19 protein-coding genes and 1 tRNA gene are annotated in these 19,132 nt (G+C 28.2%); 3 read left to right on the top strand and 17 right to left on the bottom strand.

What is annotated here, in order from left to right; all coding sequences use genetic code 11:
- Positions 1-73: 73 nt before the first annotated feature.
- The 4 genes from AVBRAN12654_RS03430 to AVBRAN12654_RS03415 all read right to left on the bottom strand — a co-directional run bounded on the left by AVBRAN12654_RS03430 (position 74) and on the right by AVBRAN12654_RS03415 (position 3,274).
- Positions 74-1,375, bottom strand: coding sequence for an outer membrane beta-barrel protein (locus AVBRAN12654_RS03430; RefSeq protein ID WP_214117623.1), 1,302 nt, complete (start codon positions 1,373-1,375; stop codon positions 74-76).
- 5 nt (positions 1,376-1,380) lie between these two features.
- Positions 1,381-1,590 carry an alkylphosphonate utilization protein gene (locus tag AVBRAN12654_RS03425; RefSeq protein WP_336613947.1) on the bottom strand — a complete coding sequence of 70 codons (210 nt, stop codon included), beginning with the start codon at positions 1,588-1,590 and terminating at the stop codon, positions 1,381-1,383.
- A gap of 22 nt (positions 1,591-1,612) precedes the next feature.
- Positions 1,613-1,699, bottom strand: a tRNA-Leu gene (locus tag AVBRAN12654_RS03420).
- A 126-nt stretch (positions 1,700-1,825) separates the two neighbouring features.
- Positions 1,826-3,274: a DASS family sodium-coupled anion symporter gene (locus AVBRAN12654_RS03415; protein ID WP_336613946.1), complete on the bottom strand. Its 1,449-nt coding sequence runs from the start codon at positions 3,272-3,274 to the stop codon at positions 1,826-1,828.
- Positions 3,275-3,470: 196 nt separating this feature from the next.
- On the opposite strand from AVBRAN12654_RS03415, the gene AVBRAN12654_RS03410 reads away from it, so the two are divergent.
- Positions 3,471-3,860 (top strand): hypothetical protein, encoded by a 390-nt coding sequence (locus tag AVBRAN12654_RS03410; protein WP_214117626.1) that lies wholly within the window; start codon positions 3,471-3,473, stop codon positions 3,858-3,860.
- Positions 3,861-3,863: 3 nt separating this feature from the next.
- Here the strand turns inward: AVBRAN12654_RS03410 and AVBRAN12654_RS03405 are convergent, their stop codons facing one another.
- The 4 genes from AVBRAN12654_RS03405 to rplM form a co-directional block, all read right to left on the bottom strand.
- Positions 3,864-5,213 (bottom strand): APC family permease, encoded by a 1,350-nt coding sequence (locus AVBRAN12654_RS03405; protein WP_336613945.1) that lies wholly within the window; start codon positions 5,211-5,213, stop codon positions 3,864-3,866.
- Positions 5,214-5,327: 114 nt separating this feature from the next.
- Complete coding sequence (locus AVBRAN12654_RS03400; protein WP_214120087.1) at positions 5,328-6,305, bottom strand: OmpA family protein; 978 nt, start codon at positions 6,303-6,305, stop codon at positions 5,328-5,330.
- Positions 6,306-6,330: 25 nt separating this feature from the next.
- Positions 6,331-6,720 (bottom strand): 30S ribosomal protein S9, encoded by a 390-nt coding sequence (gene rpsI / locus AVBRAN12654_RS03395; protein WP_214117629.1) that lies wholly within the window; start codon positions 6,718-6,720, stop codon positions 6,331-6,333.
- Between the two features lies 1 nt (position 6,721).
- A complete protein-coding gene (gene rplM, locus AVBRAN12654_RS03390; RefSeq protein ID WP_214117630.1) occupies positions 6,722-7,141 on the bottom strand; it encodes a 50S ribosomal protein L13 in 420 nt (139 codons plus the stop codon).
- 201 nt (positions 7,142-7,342) lie between these two features.
- Here rplM and AVBRAN12654_RS03385 point away from each other — a divergent pair, with 201 nt between their 5' ends.
- The gene (locus tag AVBRAN12654_RS03385) at positions 7,343-8,620 is read left to right on the top strand and encodes a major outer membrane protein (protein ID WP_336612845.1); all 1,278 of its coding nucleotides are present in this window, start codon (positions 7,343-7,345) and stop codon (positions 8,618-8,620) included.
- Positions 8,621-8,963: 343 nt separating this feature from the next.
- Positions 8,964-9,263 (top strand): hypothetical protein, encoded by a 300-nt coding sequence (locus AVBRAN12654_RS03380; protein WP_214120085.1) that lies wholly within the window; start codon positions 8,964-8,966, stop codon positions 9,261-9,263.
- Between the two features lie 192 nt (positions 9,264-9,455).
- On the opposite strand, the gene AVBRAN12654_RS03375 is transcribed toward AVBRAN12654_RS03380, so the two are convergent.
- The 9 genes from AVBRAN12654_RS03375 to AVBRAN12654_RS03330 all read right to left on the bottom strand — a co-directional run bounded on the left by AVBRAN12654_RS03375 (position 9,456) and on the right by AVBRAN12654_RS03330 (position 19,123).
- Complete coding sequence (locus AVBRAN12654_RS03375) at positions 9,456-10,802, bottom strand: rhodanese-like domain-containing protein (protein ID WP_336613944.1); 1,347 nt, start codon at positions 10,800-10,802, stop codon at positions 9,456-9,458.
- Positions 10,799-11,686 (bottom strand): YeeE/YedE family protein, encoded by an 888-nt coding sequence (locus tag AVBRAN12654_RS03370; RefSeq protein WP_336613943.1) that lies wholly within the window; start codon positions 11,684-11,686, stop codon positions 10,799-10,801. Before AVBRAN12654_RS03370 ends, AVBRAN12654_RS03375 begins: the two co-directional genes overlap by 4 nt.
- A gap of 120 nt (positions 11,687-11,806) precedes the next feature.
- A complete protein-coding gene (locus AVBRAN12654_RS03365; RefSeq protein WP_336613942.1) occupies positions 11,807-14,455 on the bottom strand; it encodes a UvrD-helicase domain-containing protein in 2,649 nt (882 codons plus the stop codon).
- Positions 14,452-16,641: a PD-(D/E)XK nuclease family protein gene (locus tag AVBRAN12654_RS03360; RefSeq protein WP_336613941.1), complete on the bottom strand. Its 2,190-nt coding sequence runs from the start codon at positions 16,639-16,641 to the stop codon at positions 14,452-14,454. The genes AVBRAN12654_RS03365 and AVBRAN12654_RS03360 overlap by 4 nt, the downstream gene beginning before the upstream one ends.
- 56 nt (positions 16,642-16,697) lie before the next feature.
- Positions 16,698-17,222, bottom strand: a complete 525-nt coding sequence (locus tag AVBRAN12654_RS03355; RefSeq protein ID WP_214117637.1) for a FixH family protein — start codon at positions 17,220-17,222, stop codon at positions 16,698-16,700.
- Positions 17,219-17,770, bottom strand: coding sequence for a hypothetical protein (locus tag AVBRAN12654_RS03350; RefSeq protein WP_336613940.1), 552 nt, complete (start codon positions 17,768-17,770; stop codon positions 17,219-17,221). Before AVBRAN12654_RS03350 ends, AVBRAN12654_RS03355 begins: the two co-directional genes overlap by 4 nt.
- 94 nt (positions 17,771-17,864) lie before the next feature.
- Positions 17,865-18,080, bottom strand: coding sequence for a DUF4006 family protein (locus tag AVBRAN12654_RS03340; RefSeq protein WP_214117639.1), 216 nt, complete (start codon positions 18,078-18,080; stop codon positions 17,865-17,867).
- A gap of 3 nt (positions 18,081-18,083) precedes the next feature.
- On the bottom strand, positions 18,084-18,926 hold the full coding sequence (locus tag AVBRAN12654_RS03335; protein ID WP_214117640.1) for a c-type cytochrome: 843 nt from the start codon (positions 18,924-18,926) through the stop codon (positions 18,084-18,086).
- Positions 18,926-19,123, bottom strand: coding sequence for a cytochrome c oxidase, cbb3-type, CcoQ subunit (locus AVBRAN12654_RS03330; protein WP_214117641.1), 198 nt, complete (start codon positions 19,121-19,123; stop codon positions 18,926-18,928). The genes AVBRAN12654_RS03335 and AVBRAN12654_RS03330 overlap by 1 nt, the downstream gene beginning before the upstream one ends.
- Between the last annotated feature and the right edge of the window lie 9 nt (positions 19,124-19,132).

Here is a 19,132-nt window from a genome sequence, read left to right as displayed (position 1 = left end):
CAATAATATTTTTTTCATAGCGTATCCTTTCAAAATGATGCCAAATTATAGCATATTTTAAAAGGTTGTTAGCTTAAAATTTATATTTATACATTAAATTAGTGTAAAGATTATCGTAAGAATTGTATTCAATACTTGATTTTACCCTATTATATCCTAAATCAAGTGAGAAGAAATTATGATGATCCATATTGTATTCAGCACCAAAATTTACCCTATAGGTTATATCGTTTCTCGTATTTAAGAAGATTTTTTCATCATATTTACTTTTAGCATAACCTAAACTTGCTTTTAATATTACTTGTTTATTTAACATATAAATAATTCCGGCAGTAGCTGAATATTCTTTATAATTATTTGAACTTTCTTTAATTCTGCTAGTTTTTTCTATATCATAAGCAATTTTTAGATAAGACATACTTCTTTGAGAAATAATCTTACTCATAGCATAAATACTATGATGATTTGAATCATTCTCTTTATTATCTTCTATCAAATAATTATTATGATTAATTGTATAGCCTAGACCAAAAGCTAGCCCACTTTCAGTATAATAATCACCTGAAATATCTGCTGTAAAGGTATTTAAATATCTTTTTTGTTTTAAAATAATATAATCATAAGACATTAAAATATTTAATTTAAATTGTCTTGATATCTCAAAACCATTATTAATTGAAGCTGTAAATACACTTAAATTCTGAAAATCTTCTTCAATTGGTTTTATATAATACTTATTATAAAAATTAATATTTATATCATAATCATATACATTATTAACTTGTTTTTTATAGCCAGCATTAAGATTAGCTAAAATACTACTAGCTGGTTGGTGCTTAGCACCTGGTATTGGAAAATTAATGCCTAATTGTGGCACTGGCAAATAGCTATCTTTTAAATTCTGCTTTTTTGGGTTACTATCATAACCATATCCAAAACCAATACTCGCATAAGGTATATTTATTTCATTATTAGCTTTTTGTTGATATTTAACATTTTTTAACATACTAGCAACTAAAGCTTTCTCATCATCATTTAAGCGTTCATCATCTTTTAAATTCTCTAGTTCTAATTTAAGTAAAGCTAAATTCCCATTTTTTTGATAAATAATAGCACTTTGTAATCTCGCTTCTGTATTAGTATCATCTAATACCAAAACCCTATCATAAGCAGCTAAAGCTTCATCGTATAAACCTAATCTAAAAGCACTTTTACCCATAATTAGATTTAAATTAATATCAGAGCAAGTTTGCTTACAAATAGAACTAGCTATATCATAAGAAGTTTTATAATCTTCTTGATTATACGCATTTACTAAATCATCAAATGGATTTGCTAATAAAGCAATAGGTAAAAATGTTAAAAATTTTTTCATAAATGTTAAGCCTTTTTTAAAAAACAAGTTTTTAAAACTATAACTCCGTGTTTATCAACTTTTGCTTCTATTTCATCATCATTTAAAGTAAGCTTTATGTTTTTTACATTAGTTCCTCTTTTAATAGTTAAAGAACTGCCTTTTACTTTCAAATCTTTAATAACGCTAACATTATCTCCTGCTTGTAATTCGTTTCCGTTTGCGTCTTTTGGCATTTTTATATTCCTTTTTTATTTATGGTGCCCAAGGTCGGACTCGAACCGACACAGGATTGCTCCTACTAGATTTTGAGTCTAGCGCGTCTACCAGTTTCACCACTTGGGCTAAAATTGCATATGATAATAAAATTTGCTTATAAAAAAATAAAAGTGTGATATTTTAAATATATTTTACTTAATATTTGATTATGAAATTCTTGTTTTGATATTCCTATCAAAACAAGAAAAAAAATTAATTCATTCCTAACATTTCCCAATAAGGAAGACCTATTGCAAGGCATAAAATAAAAGATACCATAGCCACTACAAATCCAGTAATCCACCATTCTTTTACGGTGTTATATCCAGCTCCAAAAATAACTGAAGCAGCAGGACCACCAAAATGAGTTAATGCTCCGCCATAAGAATTTGTAGTAATTAATAAAAATGCTAATAAATAAGGATCAACTCCTGCACTTTTGCCTATTAAAAATAAAACCGGTAAAAGAGTTGTAATGAAAACGGTTGCACTAGCATATAAATATCTTACGATAATACTAATAAAACCAATGATTATTAATACTATCAATGGGTCTAAATCTAAATTCATATTGCCTTGAATAAATGTTCCAAGCCATTTAAAAAAGCCCAATTTATTCATCATACCTGATAGTGACATAATACCACCAAACCAAAATAATGTCCCTATACACTCTTTAGAACCTGCTATATCTTCAAATTTTAAAACGCCAAGTAATACTGATAAACTCATAGCACCAACAGCTACTGCAGTAGCATCTATATCAATCTTTAATCCAAATAAAGAACTAGCTAAAGACGGAACAGACCAACCAAGCAATGCTAGAACAAAGATTAAAACAAGCATTTTCTCACTTCTTTTCATCTCTCCTAATTCTTCTAAGCCTTGTTTTGAAATTACTACATTATCAATCTTTTTTATATCAGGGCGAACAAAAATATAAACAACTAATGGAATTACACATAAACACACAATACCAGGAATTACCATAGCAACAGCCCAATTCCCCCAATTTAAGTGAGTTCCTAAAATATCATTTGCATAACCAATCACTAGCATATTTCCAGCCATTGCGGTTGCGAAGATAAATGAAGTCATTTTTGTACTCATATAAGAATTACACGCCAAAAATGCACCTACTCTATTTTCTGTTTCAACTTTATCTTTTGATAAAGATTGTGCGATTGAATTTACAATTGGAAAGACAATTCCACCTGCTCTTGCAGTATTTGATGGAGTTGCAGGTGATACTACTAAGTCTAAAAATGCAGTAACATAGCTAAGTCTTAAAGTAGTTTTACCAAATTTACCTATTAAAAAATAAGCCCATCTTTTACCAAGACCTGTTTTTGTAAATGCAATACTTAAAGCAAATGCAGAAACTATAATCCAAGTAGTTGAACTTGCATAACCGCTTAAAGCTTGTTTTGTAGCTTCTTTTGCACCACCTAAATAAGGTCCCATAAATAGTGCAGTTCCTGCCACTGCAGTAATTAATACCATAGAATTTGGTATAGGCTTAAATACAAGACCTAAAACTGCTGAAAGATAAATACCAAACATTACCCACGCAGCTTCGCTTAAGCCACTTGGCACGGGCAAAATAGTAGCGAATAAAAATGGAATAGCAATCAAAATAATAATAGAAATTGCTCTTTTCATCATTTCTCCTTAAAAAAAATTAAAAAATTAAGATTACTTTAGCAGAATAATTCATAAAATGTATTTAAATTGTATTTAAAACTTTAAAAAATGTGTATAAAAGTAACACTTATTATAAATTATTATCTTTTTTTGAAAAAAAATATAATATATTTCATAACTTTTTATAATATGAAAAATTTAATTAGGAAAAAATATGAGAAAATTAGCTGTTTTTATTTTAAGTTTAAATTTATTTGCATACACTTTAGATTTTCCTGGAGATAAAATTCCTTTTAGTGAAAATCCAGATTGGAAAGACCCAACTATACCTAAAAATTTATATCAAAACGATGATATAAATTATGATTTGCAAAAAAAACTAAGTGAATTAGATGAAAAAAAATTAAGAAAATTAAAAAAGGCTTTAGATATATTGTTTGAAGATGAAGAAGAATTACAAGAAGAAATTCCCCAAACTGAACCTATAAAAATAAAAGAGCCAACTCCAGATGAATATATACAAATTAGCATCAGCGGAGAAAAACCTATAAAAAAACAAAAAAATACTTATCAAAACAATAATATTTTGATAAATATTAAATAAGCTTTATTTATTACGAGTTTTATTAAAACTAAAAATAGCAATTATTAATGCTAATATAGGAGAACTCATAATTTGTAAAAAATATATTAATTCACTTTGTTCTTCTTCGTTTGGAGTAATAAAACTTAATATTAAAGCAAATACTACGCTACTAAGACCTAATATCGCTAAAAAATAACTAAGAATTTGATTTTGTATTTTAAATTCTAATTCATTTTCACAATAATTTTTTAATTTAAAATATGCTAAAAACATTGCAATATAAGGTAAAAAATAACTAACCGTAGTAAGAGAACTAAGTAGCCAATAAATATCTTGAGATTTATTAAAAAATACACAAAATATACAAATAATACTAACTAAAAATGCCTGAAAAAATAAAGCCTTATAAGGGGTATTATATTTTGGATGTGGTTTTGCTTCATAAAATTTAATTATTCCTTCTTTTGAAGCATTAGCTAGCATATATATTGGCGCTACCAACCAAGAATTAATCTGCCCTAAAGTGCCTACAAATAAACTAAAAGCCATTAATTGACTAAGACCTTTAAAACCCAAATTGTTTTCAGCATAAGTAATTGCTTGCATAATACCATCTAATATATCAGTATCTTTTGCAGGATATATCACATTAACACAAAAAGTGCCTAAAATATAAATACCTACTATTATAAATGCGCTAAAAAATATAGCTTTTGGATAATTTTTTTGAGCGTTATCAATTTTAGCACCTATCATTGTGCTAAGCTCAAGCCCTGCAAATGCAAACATCATAGTGCTTGAAAACACTAAAGTATTTAAATCAAGTGTAATTAAATACCCTGAATTATAAGGAGTTGTGATTTTGTAATTAGTCAAATAAAACATTAAAGCTACAACTATTAAAAGCAATGTAGGAAATAAAATTCCAAAATAAACAAATACTTTATTTATTAATTTTGTATATTCAAAACCCCTATAATTTATATATGTCAAAATAAAAAAACTCAATATAGAAAATATTGCGATAAAATAAGATTTTGCCTGTAAATTAAATATATAAGCTAAAGAATTTGCTGCGAAATACAACATCATTGGGAAAAAAGCTAAACAAGATAAAAGATAACAAATCAAACAAAAATAAGCTACTTTTACTCCAAAAGCTTTATTAATCCATAAAAATATACCACCACCCTTAGAAAATCTAGAACCAAGTTCTCCACATATTAAAGCTAAAGGAATAAAAAATCCAAATGCTACAAAAAGCCATAAAATAATAGAACTAGCCCCGTATTGTGCGACATAAGGAATTTGTCTTAAAGAAAAAATCCCAATCAAATTCATAAAAATGATATCTTTTATACTCAACTTCATAATAAACCTAAAAAAATAAAATGAAGCGAATAATACTATTAAAATTGTAATAATTTAGAAGAAAAAAAGAAAAGGTTTCACATAATCTGTGAAACCTAAAAATAATTTATAAAATTATTGGCAGATGATTTTTAATTCAACTCTGCGGTTTGCTGCACGGCCTTCTTTTGTTTTGTTATCGCCGATTGCATTTTGGTCGCCAGCCCAACTTGGATTAATTCTGTCTTCGCTAACACCAGCTTTTACAAGTTCAGCTTTTACTGCTTTAGCTCTTTTTTCTGATAATTTTTTGTTATAAGCAGATGTACCGATTGAATCTGTATATCCTGTGATATTTGCAAAATATGCAGGCTCTTCTTTAATTAATTTAGCTAAACGCTCAATTTCAGGAATATAGTTAGCAGTTACATTGCTCTTATCAAATCCAAAATTAACTTTAACTAATTCTAAATCATAACATGCTTTTGGTTTTGGTTGTGGTTTTGGCTCAGGTTTAACAACTACTGGCTCTGGTTTAACTTCTACAACTGGTTGTGGAGCTGGAACAACTTCTTCTTTTTTACCATCAAAGTTAAAAATTACACCTAAAGTGCTAATTACATGGTGATCAGCGTGGCGGAATTTAATTTGGTCACGAACTTCTGCTCTTAAACCAAAGCTTTTGTAAATTTTGTATTTTAAACCAATACCATAATGACCAAACATTCCGTTTTTATTGTCATATAGATTTTCGCTGAAGTTTTCATAACCAACACCTAATAATCCATAGAAATCAAAGTTAGTATCACCAACTTTAACTGGGAATACTAAGTTTAAATAACCTCTATCAATACCCACTGGAGTATGACCTGAATTATCTATACTTTTATATTCACCTTTTTGGTGCTCATAACCAATTTCTGTTCCTACTGCACCATACATATAACCAATTCTTAATCCATAACCAAATTTATTCATAAGGTCAAGATTTCCTTCTGGAACATTGTATGTAGCGATTGGGCTTATTTCTAAGCCTTCAAAATTAATATCACTTGCATTTGCACTAACAGCTATCATTGCAGCTGCACTTAAAACTAAACTCATCTTTTTCATGAATACTCCTAATTTCAAAATCGAATTAACGTTTACTAAATTGTGGTTTTCTTCTTGCTTTTCTGCGGCCGTATTTTTTACGCTCAACCACACGACTATCACGAGTTAATAAACCTTGTGGTTTAAGTAGCGCTCTAAAATCAGCACTCATAGCAGCTAAAGCACGAGAAATTCCGTGTCTTAAAGCTTCAGCTTGAGCATTATAACCACCACCTAATGTGCTAGCTGTAATGTCCATTAAACCTTCTTGCTTAGTTACTAATAAAGGTTGAACTACCTTTAATTTAATAGCTTCGTGTCCGCCTAACCAAGTATTTAAATCAACGCCATTCACTATAATTTTACCACTTCCAGCCTTAGCCCAAACTTTAGCTATTGCAGTTTTTCTTTTACCTGTTGCATAAACTTTTGCCATTTTACTTTCCTTTTACCTGAGCTGTATGTGGGTGTTCGCTACCTGCATAAACTTTTAATTTCTTAAGCATTGCACGACCTAAAGTAGTTTTAGGCAACATTCCACGAACTGCTAATTTATATAATTTTGCTGGATTATTTGCTAATAAATCACCGAATTTTTCACTCTTAGTGCTTCCAAAATAGCCTGAATGTCTGTGATATAATTTATCATCAGCTTTGTTTGTTCCAGTAAATTCTGCTTTAGATGCGTTGATAATTACAACATAATCTCCGCAATCAACATTTGGTGTATAACAAGGCTTATGTTTGCCTTTTAATATTGTCGCAACTTCTGTTAAAAGACGACCGAAACGCTTACCTTCAGCATCTACAATTATCCAATCTCTTTTAACTTCGTTTGGCTTTGTTATTTTTGTCATGATTTTACCTTTGCCAAAATTTTTTAAAAAGCTGATTATATGTTTTTAATCTTAATAATATCTTAAATTAAGATAATTTTAAGATAAATTAAAAATAAAATTTGACTTTTTTAAATTCCAAAAAAATTATCTCATTTAAGTTTATTTTAAAGATGGGGGGGGGTAGAATAGCATTGCAATTTTTAAAAAAAGGATGTAAAAATGAAACTAGTAAAACTTAGTTTAATTGCAGTAATTACTGCAGGTTCAATGTCAGTTGCAAATGCTGTTGCTTTAGATGAAGCTATTCAAAATGTAGATTTATCAGGTATGTTAAGATATAGATATGAAGGAATTAGCGAAAAAAATTCATTAAAAGACAAATCTACAAAAGATACAATCCAATTACACGGATATAAAGCTCAATTAAAATTCACTTCAGATATAGCTGATAATTTTAAAGCTACTGCATTATTTCAGTATTCAAACCAAGATGCTTCATTTGCTTTAAATAAACCAGGTTTAACACCATCTAATGAAGCTTTAAGAGATAAAGTTGAAAATAATATAAATACAAGCAAAACTTTTAATATAAGAGATGCTTATTTAACTTACACGAATTACGATACCTCATTTATGTTCGGTAGAATGGAAATTGGCTCAATTTGGACTGATGATTTATTAGGAACAGGATTAAAAATCGTAAATAATAGCATTGAGAATGTAACTTTAGCAGCTTATGCTTTTGATAATTACAATAAAGATAGTGATTTAGGCGTTATTGCTACAAAAAATGATGATGATAGTATAAAAAGCGTAAGTGGTAAAAATATATATGGTATAGCAGCAATTGCTAATTTTGACCCAGTAGCAGCAGAGTTATGGGTAGCAAATATGGCTAGTTGGGGCACACTATATGCGGTAGATTTCAATGTTAATTTAGGTGATAAAGATGATTTCGCATACAATATTCACGCTCAATACGCAGGTAATAATCTTAAAAAAGATAGAAAAGATTTGTTAAAAAAAGCTACAGGCGACGAAGTAGCTAATGGTAATTTTTATGCTATTGAAGCTGGCTTTGACGCATTCGGCTTAGATTTTAATATAGGTTATGCTGGTTATGGTAAAAAGGATAAAGCTACAATTAATACTATAGAAGATAGTGGCAAATTGATTAATTATGGCGAATACGCTATGAAAGATTACCAAACAGGAGCAGTAGGTAAGAAAGATTTCGTATTCGGAACAATTGGTTATACATTTGAAGATGTAAGATTTGGTGTTGATATTATTAGCGGAACAAATAAAATCAAAAATGGCGATAAAACTGATAAAGAAAAATTATTTGAAGTTAAGCCTGAGCTATCTTACAAATATAGCGACAAATTAAACTTCTCAGCATTCTATGCTTATGGTAAAACAAAAAATTATGAAGGTATAGAAGATTGTAAAAAAGATGAAAAACTAATCAGATTTGAAGCAAAATATACATTCTAAAAATAGCTAGGCATTAAGCCTAGCACTAGATTAATTTGGCCTAACACTTATAAAAACTTAATTTAACTAATTTCAAACTCTTGGTGTTAGGCTTACTTAGTCTAGCTTTTACAACTAGCACCTTCTTTAAACACTGCTCCATAATCGTTTTTTGAATCAGGTTTAACTAAATATAAATTCTTTTGCACTTCTAAGCTCTAATCAATCTAAACAAACAAGTTTTTTAAAACTAATAGCAATACGATTAAGTAATTTAAGGTATTACGAAAGGCTGAAAATATTTACAATGCGTTGTTTTTTTTTTTTTTATTATTTAACAAATAAATCAAAATAGGAGACAATTATGTCAAAGAATACAAAAACGATGATATGTCCTTTTTGTGATGAAGAATTAAGATTTGGTGTAAAAGTATGCAGGGGTTGTCAAGCTGAAATTACTTACGAACACGAGAGAACATTTTCGCCTGGCTGGTTTATTGCTTTTTGCGTATTAACTTATATATTATATACATTTTATGATTCAATAAATGGTTGGGTTTTTGGGATACTTGTTTTTGTTGATATTGGATGCTTTGCTAATATTTTACCTATAGATACAAAAGCAGAACCTAAAGCAAAATTTGAAAGAAGGCAATTTAGATAATTAAAAACTATAAAAATTTTAAAAGCTCATCGCTTAATCAAAAAATACAAATTAATTTAAGCGAGAGCTTTTTTGAGCATACACTTAGCAAAACTCTCATTTTAACAATTACAATAATTTTATTTAGTGTTGCATATACTCTTTATAATCATTTTATGATGATTAAAGCTATTCTTTAAGAATAGCTTTTGATTAGCTTTTACAACTAGCACCTTCTTTAAACACTGCTCCATAATCGTTTTTTGAATCAGGTTTAACTAAATCTAAATTCTTTTGCACTTCTAAGCTCTCATCCATTTGCCAAGCATTCCAGCCACCATCATATACATAAATATTTTCCCAACCATCAAGTAAAGCAATAAACCAAGCAACACTAGCTCTCCAGCCTGTGCCACAATAAAAAGCTAAATTATCATTTTTATTAATGCCTTGACTTTGCCATAATTCATATATTTCATAAGGATTTCTAAGCGTTCCATCAGGGTCGTAATAATCAGCCACATTAGATGAATTTGTCCCTGCAAATCCCCAAATAGCTCCTTTTGGCTCACCACTTTTTGGTATATAATCATAACCACTAATTTTACCTATAAACTCATCCCAAGCCCTAATACTTACTAGCTTTAAATCCCCTTTATAATTTTTAATATCATCTGGCATTGATATATTTATATTAGCATTTGCAGGAATTATCGCTTTAAAATCACTTTCTTTATTAGGTATATTTGGAGTTTTTTCTATGCTAAATCCTGCTTCTTGCCAAGAATATAGCCCACCATTTAAAAATCTAACATCTTTAACCCCAGCGTATTTTAGTGCAAAAAATACTCTTAAAGCTGCCATTTGATTTTTAGAATATAAAATTATAGTTTTTTCGCTTGTTATTCCTAAGCTTAAAAGATTATTTTCTAAAGTTTTTGCATCACTTAAATTCCAAACAGGAGCATTCTCTATTAAATCAGTATTAAAATGATAAGCACCTTTTATATGCTCGCTGTATTCATCACTATTTTCTCCCCAACTAACCTCAAAAACCATAAAGTCTTTGCCATCAAAACTCTCAACTTTTTTGCCTTGCATTAAATCATTTAGCCATTTAGGATAGACTGCTAGTTGATAATTTTTAAGTTTTACTAAATCATTATTATTTGCATAATCTATAAAATCAGCATAAATCTCGCCTTTATAACCACGAGCTAAAAACTCCGAGCTAACTTTTTTTATCTCATCTAAATTAGAACCATAAAATACGAGCTTTTTATCCTTTGTAATGCCTTTGCCTTTGAAATATTCTTCAAATTTTTTATTTTCAACAAAATCCATTGATAAAGCACTAATATTTAAAGCCCCTTTAATATGACCGCCGTTTTTTGCCCCATCTTCGCTAAAACCATTATAATAACTATCAATTCTTGTATCAATTATCAAATAATCACTATTTAATCTAGCTTTAAACTCATCAGTATTTAATAATTTAACATTATCAGCATTAAAACAAGCACTAAAAATAAGTGCAAACAATAAAATTAATTTTTTCACGATACTCTCCTTAAAATAATCAAAAATCCAAAAAGCATAAAAGGTAAAAATATAAAAGCTTGAAAGCTAAAATAAGCACTAGCTATTAAAATATTTGCCACATTGCAACCACTTGCAAGAGAAGCTCCAAAAGCCATCAAAAAGCCTCCAATTACACTAAAATATCCTTGTTTTAGCGATACACCTTGAAGCGAAAATGATTTTAAATTCGCAACAATCCCACCTAAAATACAACCAAATAAAAAATAAACTCCAGAATCTAAATACCTATATTGATTGGTTACTAGATATAAAATCATATTTTTACTAGGCACTGATAAAGTAAAACTAAAACCAATCATTTTCCACATTAAAAGACTTAAAATTGCTAAAACTATTGCTAGAATGCTGATTTTTTTGGCTTTATAGATTAAATATATACTTAAAATTCCAAGTAAAATCACTAAGATAAAAGGCGAAATATTTAAAAAAGTATGAATATTAGTAAGCTCATTTTTTGTAAAAATATCTATGTATTTTTTAAATATTCCATTAAATAAAGCCATACTAAAAGCAAAAGAAAAAGCCGTTATTAAATAAGAACTATTATTAATAACTCTAGTAAAACTACCGCTAACACAAGCTTTGCTAAACGCCATTCCAACGCCAAATGCAAAGCTACCTATAATAGTAGCAAGTATTGAGAATTTAAACTCGGGTATGGTAATTAGTTTAAAATGTTCTAATATGAATAAGCCAAGAGATTGTAAAAATATACAAAAACTTAAAGCACTAACAAATGAAAAATCTTTAAAATAAAAAAGATTTCTAAAACCAGAAAAAAAGCAAAATCTATATCTTGCTAATAAAAATCCAAAAACAATTCCAAATATAAGCGTATTCATTACCTAATGACTTTCTAAAATATTTTAGAAATTATATGTTTTGAAAAATAATAAATCTTAATTCGTATTTAGATTATGAATTAAGATTTTCACCACAAAATCAATTTAGTTTTAAAGAATTTAAATTCTTTTTAATTTAAATTCTTCGTTTTCGTAAAATACTACATAAGAGCTAATTTTGTGATTAGAAAATCTAGTTTTTATAAAGTTTTCATAGGTTTTTAGCTGTTTTTCATAAGATTTATTAAAAAACGAGCTTTTATAATCAATTATCTTAACCCAATCATCGCTAATAGCTAATAAATCTATTCTATTTACTTTATTTTCATATAAAAAGTTATATTCTTTAATCAAATTATGATTTTTGATTAGTTCTTTAAACTCCACGCATTTCAGCAAATCTTCGCAAAGTTTTTTTAATTTAAGTAAATCTACCTGATTAAACTTATTATATGCAAGTCTTAAACATTCATTCAAGCTTTCATCATTAAAATCACTCAATTCACAAAAATAGTGAAATGCGTTTCCAAGCATAATCGAATCAGTGCTAAACTCTTTAGCCTTGACATTTTGAAGTGGCACGCAAGGATTAAACTCATAGCTAATACTTATAGCACTTGCTTCATTTTCTTTATATCTAAAATTAAGCAAATCATCATCTAAACTTTCATTAGCAATTTCATTATAATTAATCCCGCTAAGTCCAGCTCCATCATTTAAAATAATACAAAGAGAGCTAATCGCTCTTGTATAAGCTACATAATAAGTATTTATCTCATCAGTTTTTTTCGTATTCTCATAAATTTCAAGCTTTTTTGCATAATCTTTATCATAAAAACATCTAAGATTTCTAATAGCACTAGCGTCCTTTTTAAAGCCATACCATTTGTGGCTAGAAAAATCATATTCAATTTTAAGCCCTGTATCGTGTGGGGCATTTTTACTTAAATGAACGCAGATTAAATGCTCAAATTGTAAGCCCTTGCTCTTATGAATTGTCATAATATTTATGCCTTTTGCTTCATTGTTTGATGCAAGTTTATTACTAAGATTATATATCGTATCTAAGAAATCTTTAGAACTAATATCATCTAAAAACTCTAAAACATACTCATCTTTACATAAATCAAGATGAATTATTATCTCATTATAAATCTCATAAGCACTTTTTGTAATATCAATTTTAAGCCTTGAATAATCCTTGCCTAGCACAGACTTTACAAAAAAGCCATAAATCTCATCTCCTAAAATAGAGTATTTTGCAAATTCTATTAAAACCCTAACGCTCATTTTTGAAACTAATAAAGAGTTATTATTTACATTAGTTTTCAAACCAAATTCATTTAAATAATTAGCTATTTCATTTGCATTTGCATTATCTCTTGTAAGTATGCAAATATCATCTAATTTTGCTCCGTTTTTTAACAAACTTGCAATCTTTTTATAAACATCGTTTAAATAATCTTCGGTGATTATTTTGCTTACAACTCCATTTTCTTTACTTGCAACTAATTGCTCGTAATAATCATCATAAAGATTTTTAAAATTATTATTTACAAACTCTACTATGGCTTTTTTACTACGATAATTAGTATCAAGATTTTGCAAGCTTATATTATAGGTTTTGTTTTTGTGAAATAAATCAAATACTTCTTGTTTAGCACCCCTAAATGAATAAATTGATTGCTTTTTATCTCCTACATAAAAAAAGCTTTTTTGTTTATCATCTATGCCAATTCCAGCTACTATTTCTTCAACCAAAGGCTTAATGATTTCGTATTGAATAACCGAAGTATCTTGAAACTCATCTATTAAAAGATGGCTTAGATTTGAATTAAGTCTAAAATAAAAAAGGTCTTTTAAATCCTTATTTTGCAATATTTTATGAACATAAATCGCCACATCACTAAAGCTTAAAATGTTTTGCTCTTTATGATAATTTTTCGCAACTTCGCTAAATTTGTCTAAATAATTAAAGCATAATTTTAATTGATTGCTCTCTAAAAAACCATAATATTTAGCAACGATTGAAAGTAATTCTTCATAAGCTGCTGCAAAAGTTGGTAAATCTAGGGCTTTTTGTATATTTGATTTACTAGCGTCTAAAAATGAGCTAGCAAGTAAAGAATTTAAATCCGTAATTTTGCCAAGCCATTCATCTACTTTTTTATTTGCTCCAGTAAAATTATCTTTAAGCCTTAAAAACTCATCAAAAGGATTTATAAAAGTCGTATCATTTATGATTTTTTCGCCTGTATAATTTAAATACAAACTCTCAAGCCAGTTTAAAAAATCTCCTAAACTCATATTAAAATCTTTTAAATCTCTTACTAATTTTATAGCTTCATTTGTATCTAAAGACTTTAAAAACTCTTCTTTAATATCTAAATAATCAATGAGTTCCGCATCTACGCTTAAGCCTTCGTGTGTTGCAAAAAGCCTTAAAATCTTAGAAAAAAAGCTATCAAAAGTATAAATCCTAAGCTCATCTTCTTTAAAGTTTTTTAAGAATTTATTTCTTGTATTTATGATTTGCTCGGCACTTAAACCTAATAAATCTTGCAAAAATTGAAGCTCGGCAGCTCTATTTTCAAGCTCTAAAAATACCTTTGTAATTCGCTCTTTCATCTCATTTACGGCTTTTTTTGTAAATGTAAGAGCTACTATATCATTAATACTCGCCCCACTTAAAACTAAAGCAATATATCTAACACTTAGAGTAAAAGTCTTGCCACTTCCAGCACTTGCTGCTAATGCGATATGTTTCATACTCTATCCTTTTTATTGATTATTAAATGATAATAGCCATAAGCATTTTCACTTTTTTCTAAGATAAAGCCATCTTTAAGAGTTGCAATATCGCTTTCAATCTCTTGAGATAATTTATTAAAATTTTTACATTCAAACACCGCCCCACGAGTGCTTTTTAAATAAATTAAAGCTGTTTGTATCGTAGGCTTATCTAAAAGCATTGCGTAAAAGGCTAATTGTTTTTCGTGATTTTTAGTAGAATTTGGCTTGTTTGTAGTCTTATAATCAATTATTAGCTCATCACTTATCCTATCAGCTATCCCATAAGCATCAATATTTGCAATTTTACCCGAAAGCTTTTCTTCGCAATTTGCACTTGGCTGATTGTTGTTAATATAATATGCGATTTCATCTAAATTATCATATATTAAAGCATAATCAATTGGGCTTAATTTGTCTTTTAGCTCTTTTTCAAATTCTTGTTTTAAATTCTTAAAATCAGCGTTTTGTAAAAACTCATGAACCATAGTCCCAACTGCTGCTTTTTCGTTTGAATTGCTAGGCTCACTTAATTCTAAAATATATTTTAAATAATACTCATAAGGTGAGTTTAAATAGCACGATAATCTTGAAAAACTAAGCGGTTTTGCAAAAAAATTATGATTTTTTATAAGTTCTAAATCAGGCTCAAATATATTTTCATTTGCTTTTATTTTGCCATTGAGTGCATTTAAAAACGACTCCATAAGCCCTTTTTCATCTACGATTTGTCTTTGGCAATTATAATCTTTTAGCATTCTAGCAGGTGATTTTTCTTCGTTTTCAAGGTATAAAACAAAAACTTCTTTGGCATTAAAAAGCTCTTTATAATAATGCCTTTGTAAATTTTCTCTATCAGCATAGCTAATTAGCCCAGCCTTTGTGCGAACAGCATTGTTTAAAAACATTTCACTAACACTTCGCTTTGGCACTAAATCATCATTAAAATCAAGAACAATTACTAAATCATATTTCATTCCACGACTTTCAAGCATACCTAAAGCATCGACATTTCCGCCGTTTGTGTGAGAAATTTTAATATTATTAGCGTCAAGTAATTTTATGATTTGCTCGTTTGTTAGCTTAAACTCATTATTTAAAATCTTTATATCATTTAGGCGGTTTTTTAGGATTTCTTTAATTTCAGCGTTTTTACTAAGGCTTAATAGTTGCTCTTTTAATTTATCAAAATTACTAAAATCAAGTTCGCTTGTATTTAATAATCTTTTTTGCACTAAAGCCAACTCATCATTACCTAAAATCGCATTTAGTTTTTGTGCTATTTCGTTTGAGTTTAGCCCACTTGCAATATTTAAATAATTATGAATATCAATGGCTTTTAAGCTAGTTGCAATGCTTTCATCAGGCATAATAAGTGCTATTTGTTTATCGTTTTCATAATATTTTGATATTAGACTAAGTGCGTAAATGTATTGATAAATTGAACTTTTAAACGAAGCAATTTTTAAGGTATTGTTATAATTTAGCTTAGTTTGCTCTAGAATTTGCCAAGAATTATTAAAACTTAGAGTATAAGTATGATTTGGCTCAAAATCTATCTTAAATGATTTTTTTAAAAGATTTATATTGTAATCGCTTACATTTGTGATGATTTTTACATCTATTTTGTCTGAAATACTCTCAAAGAATTCTAATTCGTATTGCTTTAAAAAGCCGTTTAGATAAAAGCTAATTGATTTATATTGACTAAGTAAAAACCAATTAGCTTTTAAATCTTTAATAGTTATATCATCATATAAATTTTGATTATCTAATTCGTTTTTATAATGCTTTAAACACTCTTCTAAAATGTCTAAATACTCATCAAAAAAGCTATATAAATCATTATTTCTTAAATCATCTATACTTACTTTTTGACTATTTAATTCGCTAAAAAATGAGAATAAATATTCTTTATTTTTTAAAAAACTTAAAAAATCATTTGAAAAATTAAGCTTTTTATAATCTTTAGTTTTATTACAAGCCCTACTCATAGCAATGATTTGCTCTACTTCAGTCGCTCTTCTTTTATCATTTATTGCGAAATCTTGCAAAAACTCATTAATACTAATTGTAGTTGGAAAAAATCCTTCATTTTTAATACTTGCTAAGTAGTTTTTAATTTGCCTTAAATTAGAAAATACAATCAAATCCTTTTTATACATTTATTTTCCTTTTAAAAGATTATTATGAGTAGTTATAGCGTAAAAAAGCTTTAATATTAAGCTTTTTTACATTGATTTTTGCAAAGTTCAAGTTTATAAAATTTTGAAAGTTCATTGATTTTAAAATCAATCAATAAAGTCCAGCGTCCATTAGAAATATCTCCTAAATCAGCTTTAAATTCTTTTAAATTATCATCATAATTTACGATGATTTCTTTATCTTCATATTTTGTGTGTGGTCTTGTTAATTTTGCCTTTACGCTTATATTGCTTGCTTTTAAATTAGACTTTTCTTTAACTTGTAATATCACTTCATTATCTACAAATACCGCTGGGCGTTTAGTAACATCTAATCTTGTTTTATCGCCTAAAACCCTAAAAGCAAAATTATCTAAAAATAATTTTTCGTTTTCTTTGATTTTTGCGTAATTATTCTCAACATCTTGATATTTTAAAAAATAACTTTCATCTTCATCTACTGGATAATCAAAAGATAAATAAACGGTGTAAATACAAGCAATCATCATAAAAATGATTGAACCAACAATCAAATAAGGCCAATGTCTTCCTTCTTTTATCATTTTTTCTTTACCTTTCTTCTAATTAAAACTACTATAAAAACAATAGTAAAAATATAAAAAATAGTTCTAATTGTATTTATAATATTATCATTTAAATCCCCGTAAGAATACTCAAGTTCTACACCTTTACTACTTGCAATTACATCACACAATTCAGCAAACCCATTTAAAATCGCTGCATTTATTAAATCTTTTCCTTTAGGTTGAGTAAGTATTGGCAATATTGCACCTTGTTTTGGGAAAAATCCATATTTTAAATAATAATATTCGGTAACACTTCTAAAATCTAATCCTAAATCACTTATAACATCTAACTTTTTATCTTTAAGGCTAATTACTATAATTGCATAATTTTTATCAGTTTTAATACTTTGTTTTAAATCTTTAAAAGGAATTTCATTTGATATCAAAACACTTGTTTTAATACCTGTTTTTTGCTCTAAATCATTACTTAAAATATTTATTTCATTTAATACTTCATTACTTAAAGGCTCTTGTGAAAATAAATTCACAAGAGCTAAAAGCATTATAATTATTAGCTTTTTCATCCTATACCTAAATGATTAGGAGTTAAAACTGACCAAGCTGTAACTATTGCTAACACAACCATTCCTAAAACTATAATTGTTTCTAATAACTTGCTCATTTTGCGTCCTTTCTAAAATCTTCTAAACTTCTATTTTCGTGCATTTTAGCATCTTCAATTTTTTCTAGTTTATAAGGATTTCTGATTTCTTTTTGTTGAACATTTATTCCCCAAATAGTAAGCCCAACTAGGATTGATAATAATAAAACGGTAGCTATTAACATACCTGTAATTCCGTGTAATCCAAACACATTTCTATTATGATTATCCATTTTTTACTCCTTTGATAATGTGCTTACATAACGAGCAACTGCATCTACTTGCTCATCGCTTAGCATTGATTTAAAGCTTGGCATTGCTCCTATTACTTTTACGCTTGCATCAGCACTTGCTATCTTACCGCTAGCTAAAACCATTTTAATAAAATCAGGTTTAGTATAGATATTTAATGCAGGTGCTACACCTTCAGTGCCTTCTCCATTTTCTCCGTGACAAGCTGCACAAGTTGTTTCAAATACATCTTTACCAACTTCACCTTGCATTCCATTTGCTACATAAGTTGCAACTGCTTTTGCGTCATCTCCTTCAACTAAACCAGCTGGCATTTCTCCGTATCCTAAACCTGTTGAGCCGTTTTCTAAAATATCTAAAATTCCAGCAACGCTACTCCATTTAGTTAGGTCTTGAGCCTTACCATTAATTCCAGTTGCTTCAGCACCATGACAAGGAGCACAATGTAATAAAAATACATTTCTACCCATATTTAATTTAGATTCATCATCAAATGCTACATATTTTTCTTTATATTTTGCATTATGACTTGCTACTTCTTCATTATATTCACCTATTGATGAATATTTGTTTAGTGGAAAACCTATTAAAAAATACCATAAAGCAAACACTATTAAAACGATAAACATAACAGCCCAACCTACTGGTAATGGGTTTTTATATTCGCTTATTCCATCCCATTCGTGCTCGCTTGTTTCAGCATCTTTTCTTTTAATTCTCATCTGTTTAAATACATTTAAACTTACTATCAACACGGTAGCAACAATAACAACTGCACCAATTATAGAAAGTAAATTTACATTATCAGAAAGATTTAACCATTTCATCACTTTCTCCTATTTTCTAATAAAGATGAATTAATATCATCATCTAATGCAAGATTTGCATATTTTTCATAATCTTTTTTACCTTCTCTTTGTGCTTTATATAAATGAATAATATAAGCATAAAGCACAAAGGTCAAAAACGCCACAAGGAAAAAATAAGCATGTCCTTGATATTGCACAAGTTCAACCAAACTCATAATTCTTCC

It is taken from the genome of Campylobacter sp. RM12654 (genome assembly GCF_020137585.1).
Lineage (GTDB): Bacteria > Campylobacterota > Campylobacteria > Campylobacterales > Campylobacteraceae > Campylobacter_E.
Note: the sequence above shows the minus strand (reverse complement) of the source record. Positions and strands in the feature narration are given on the sequence as shown.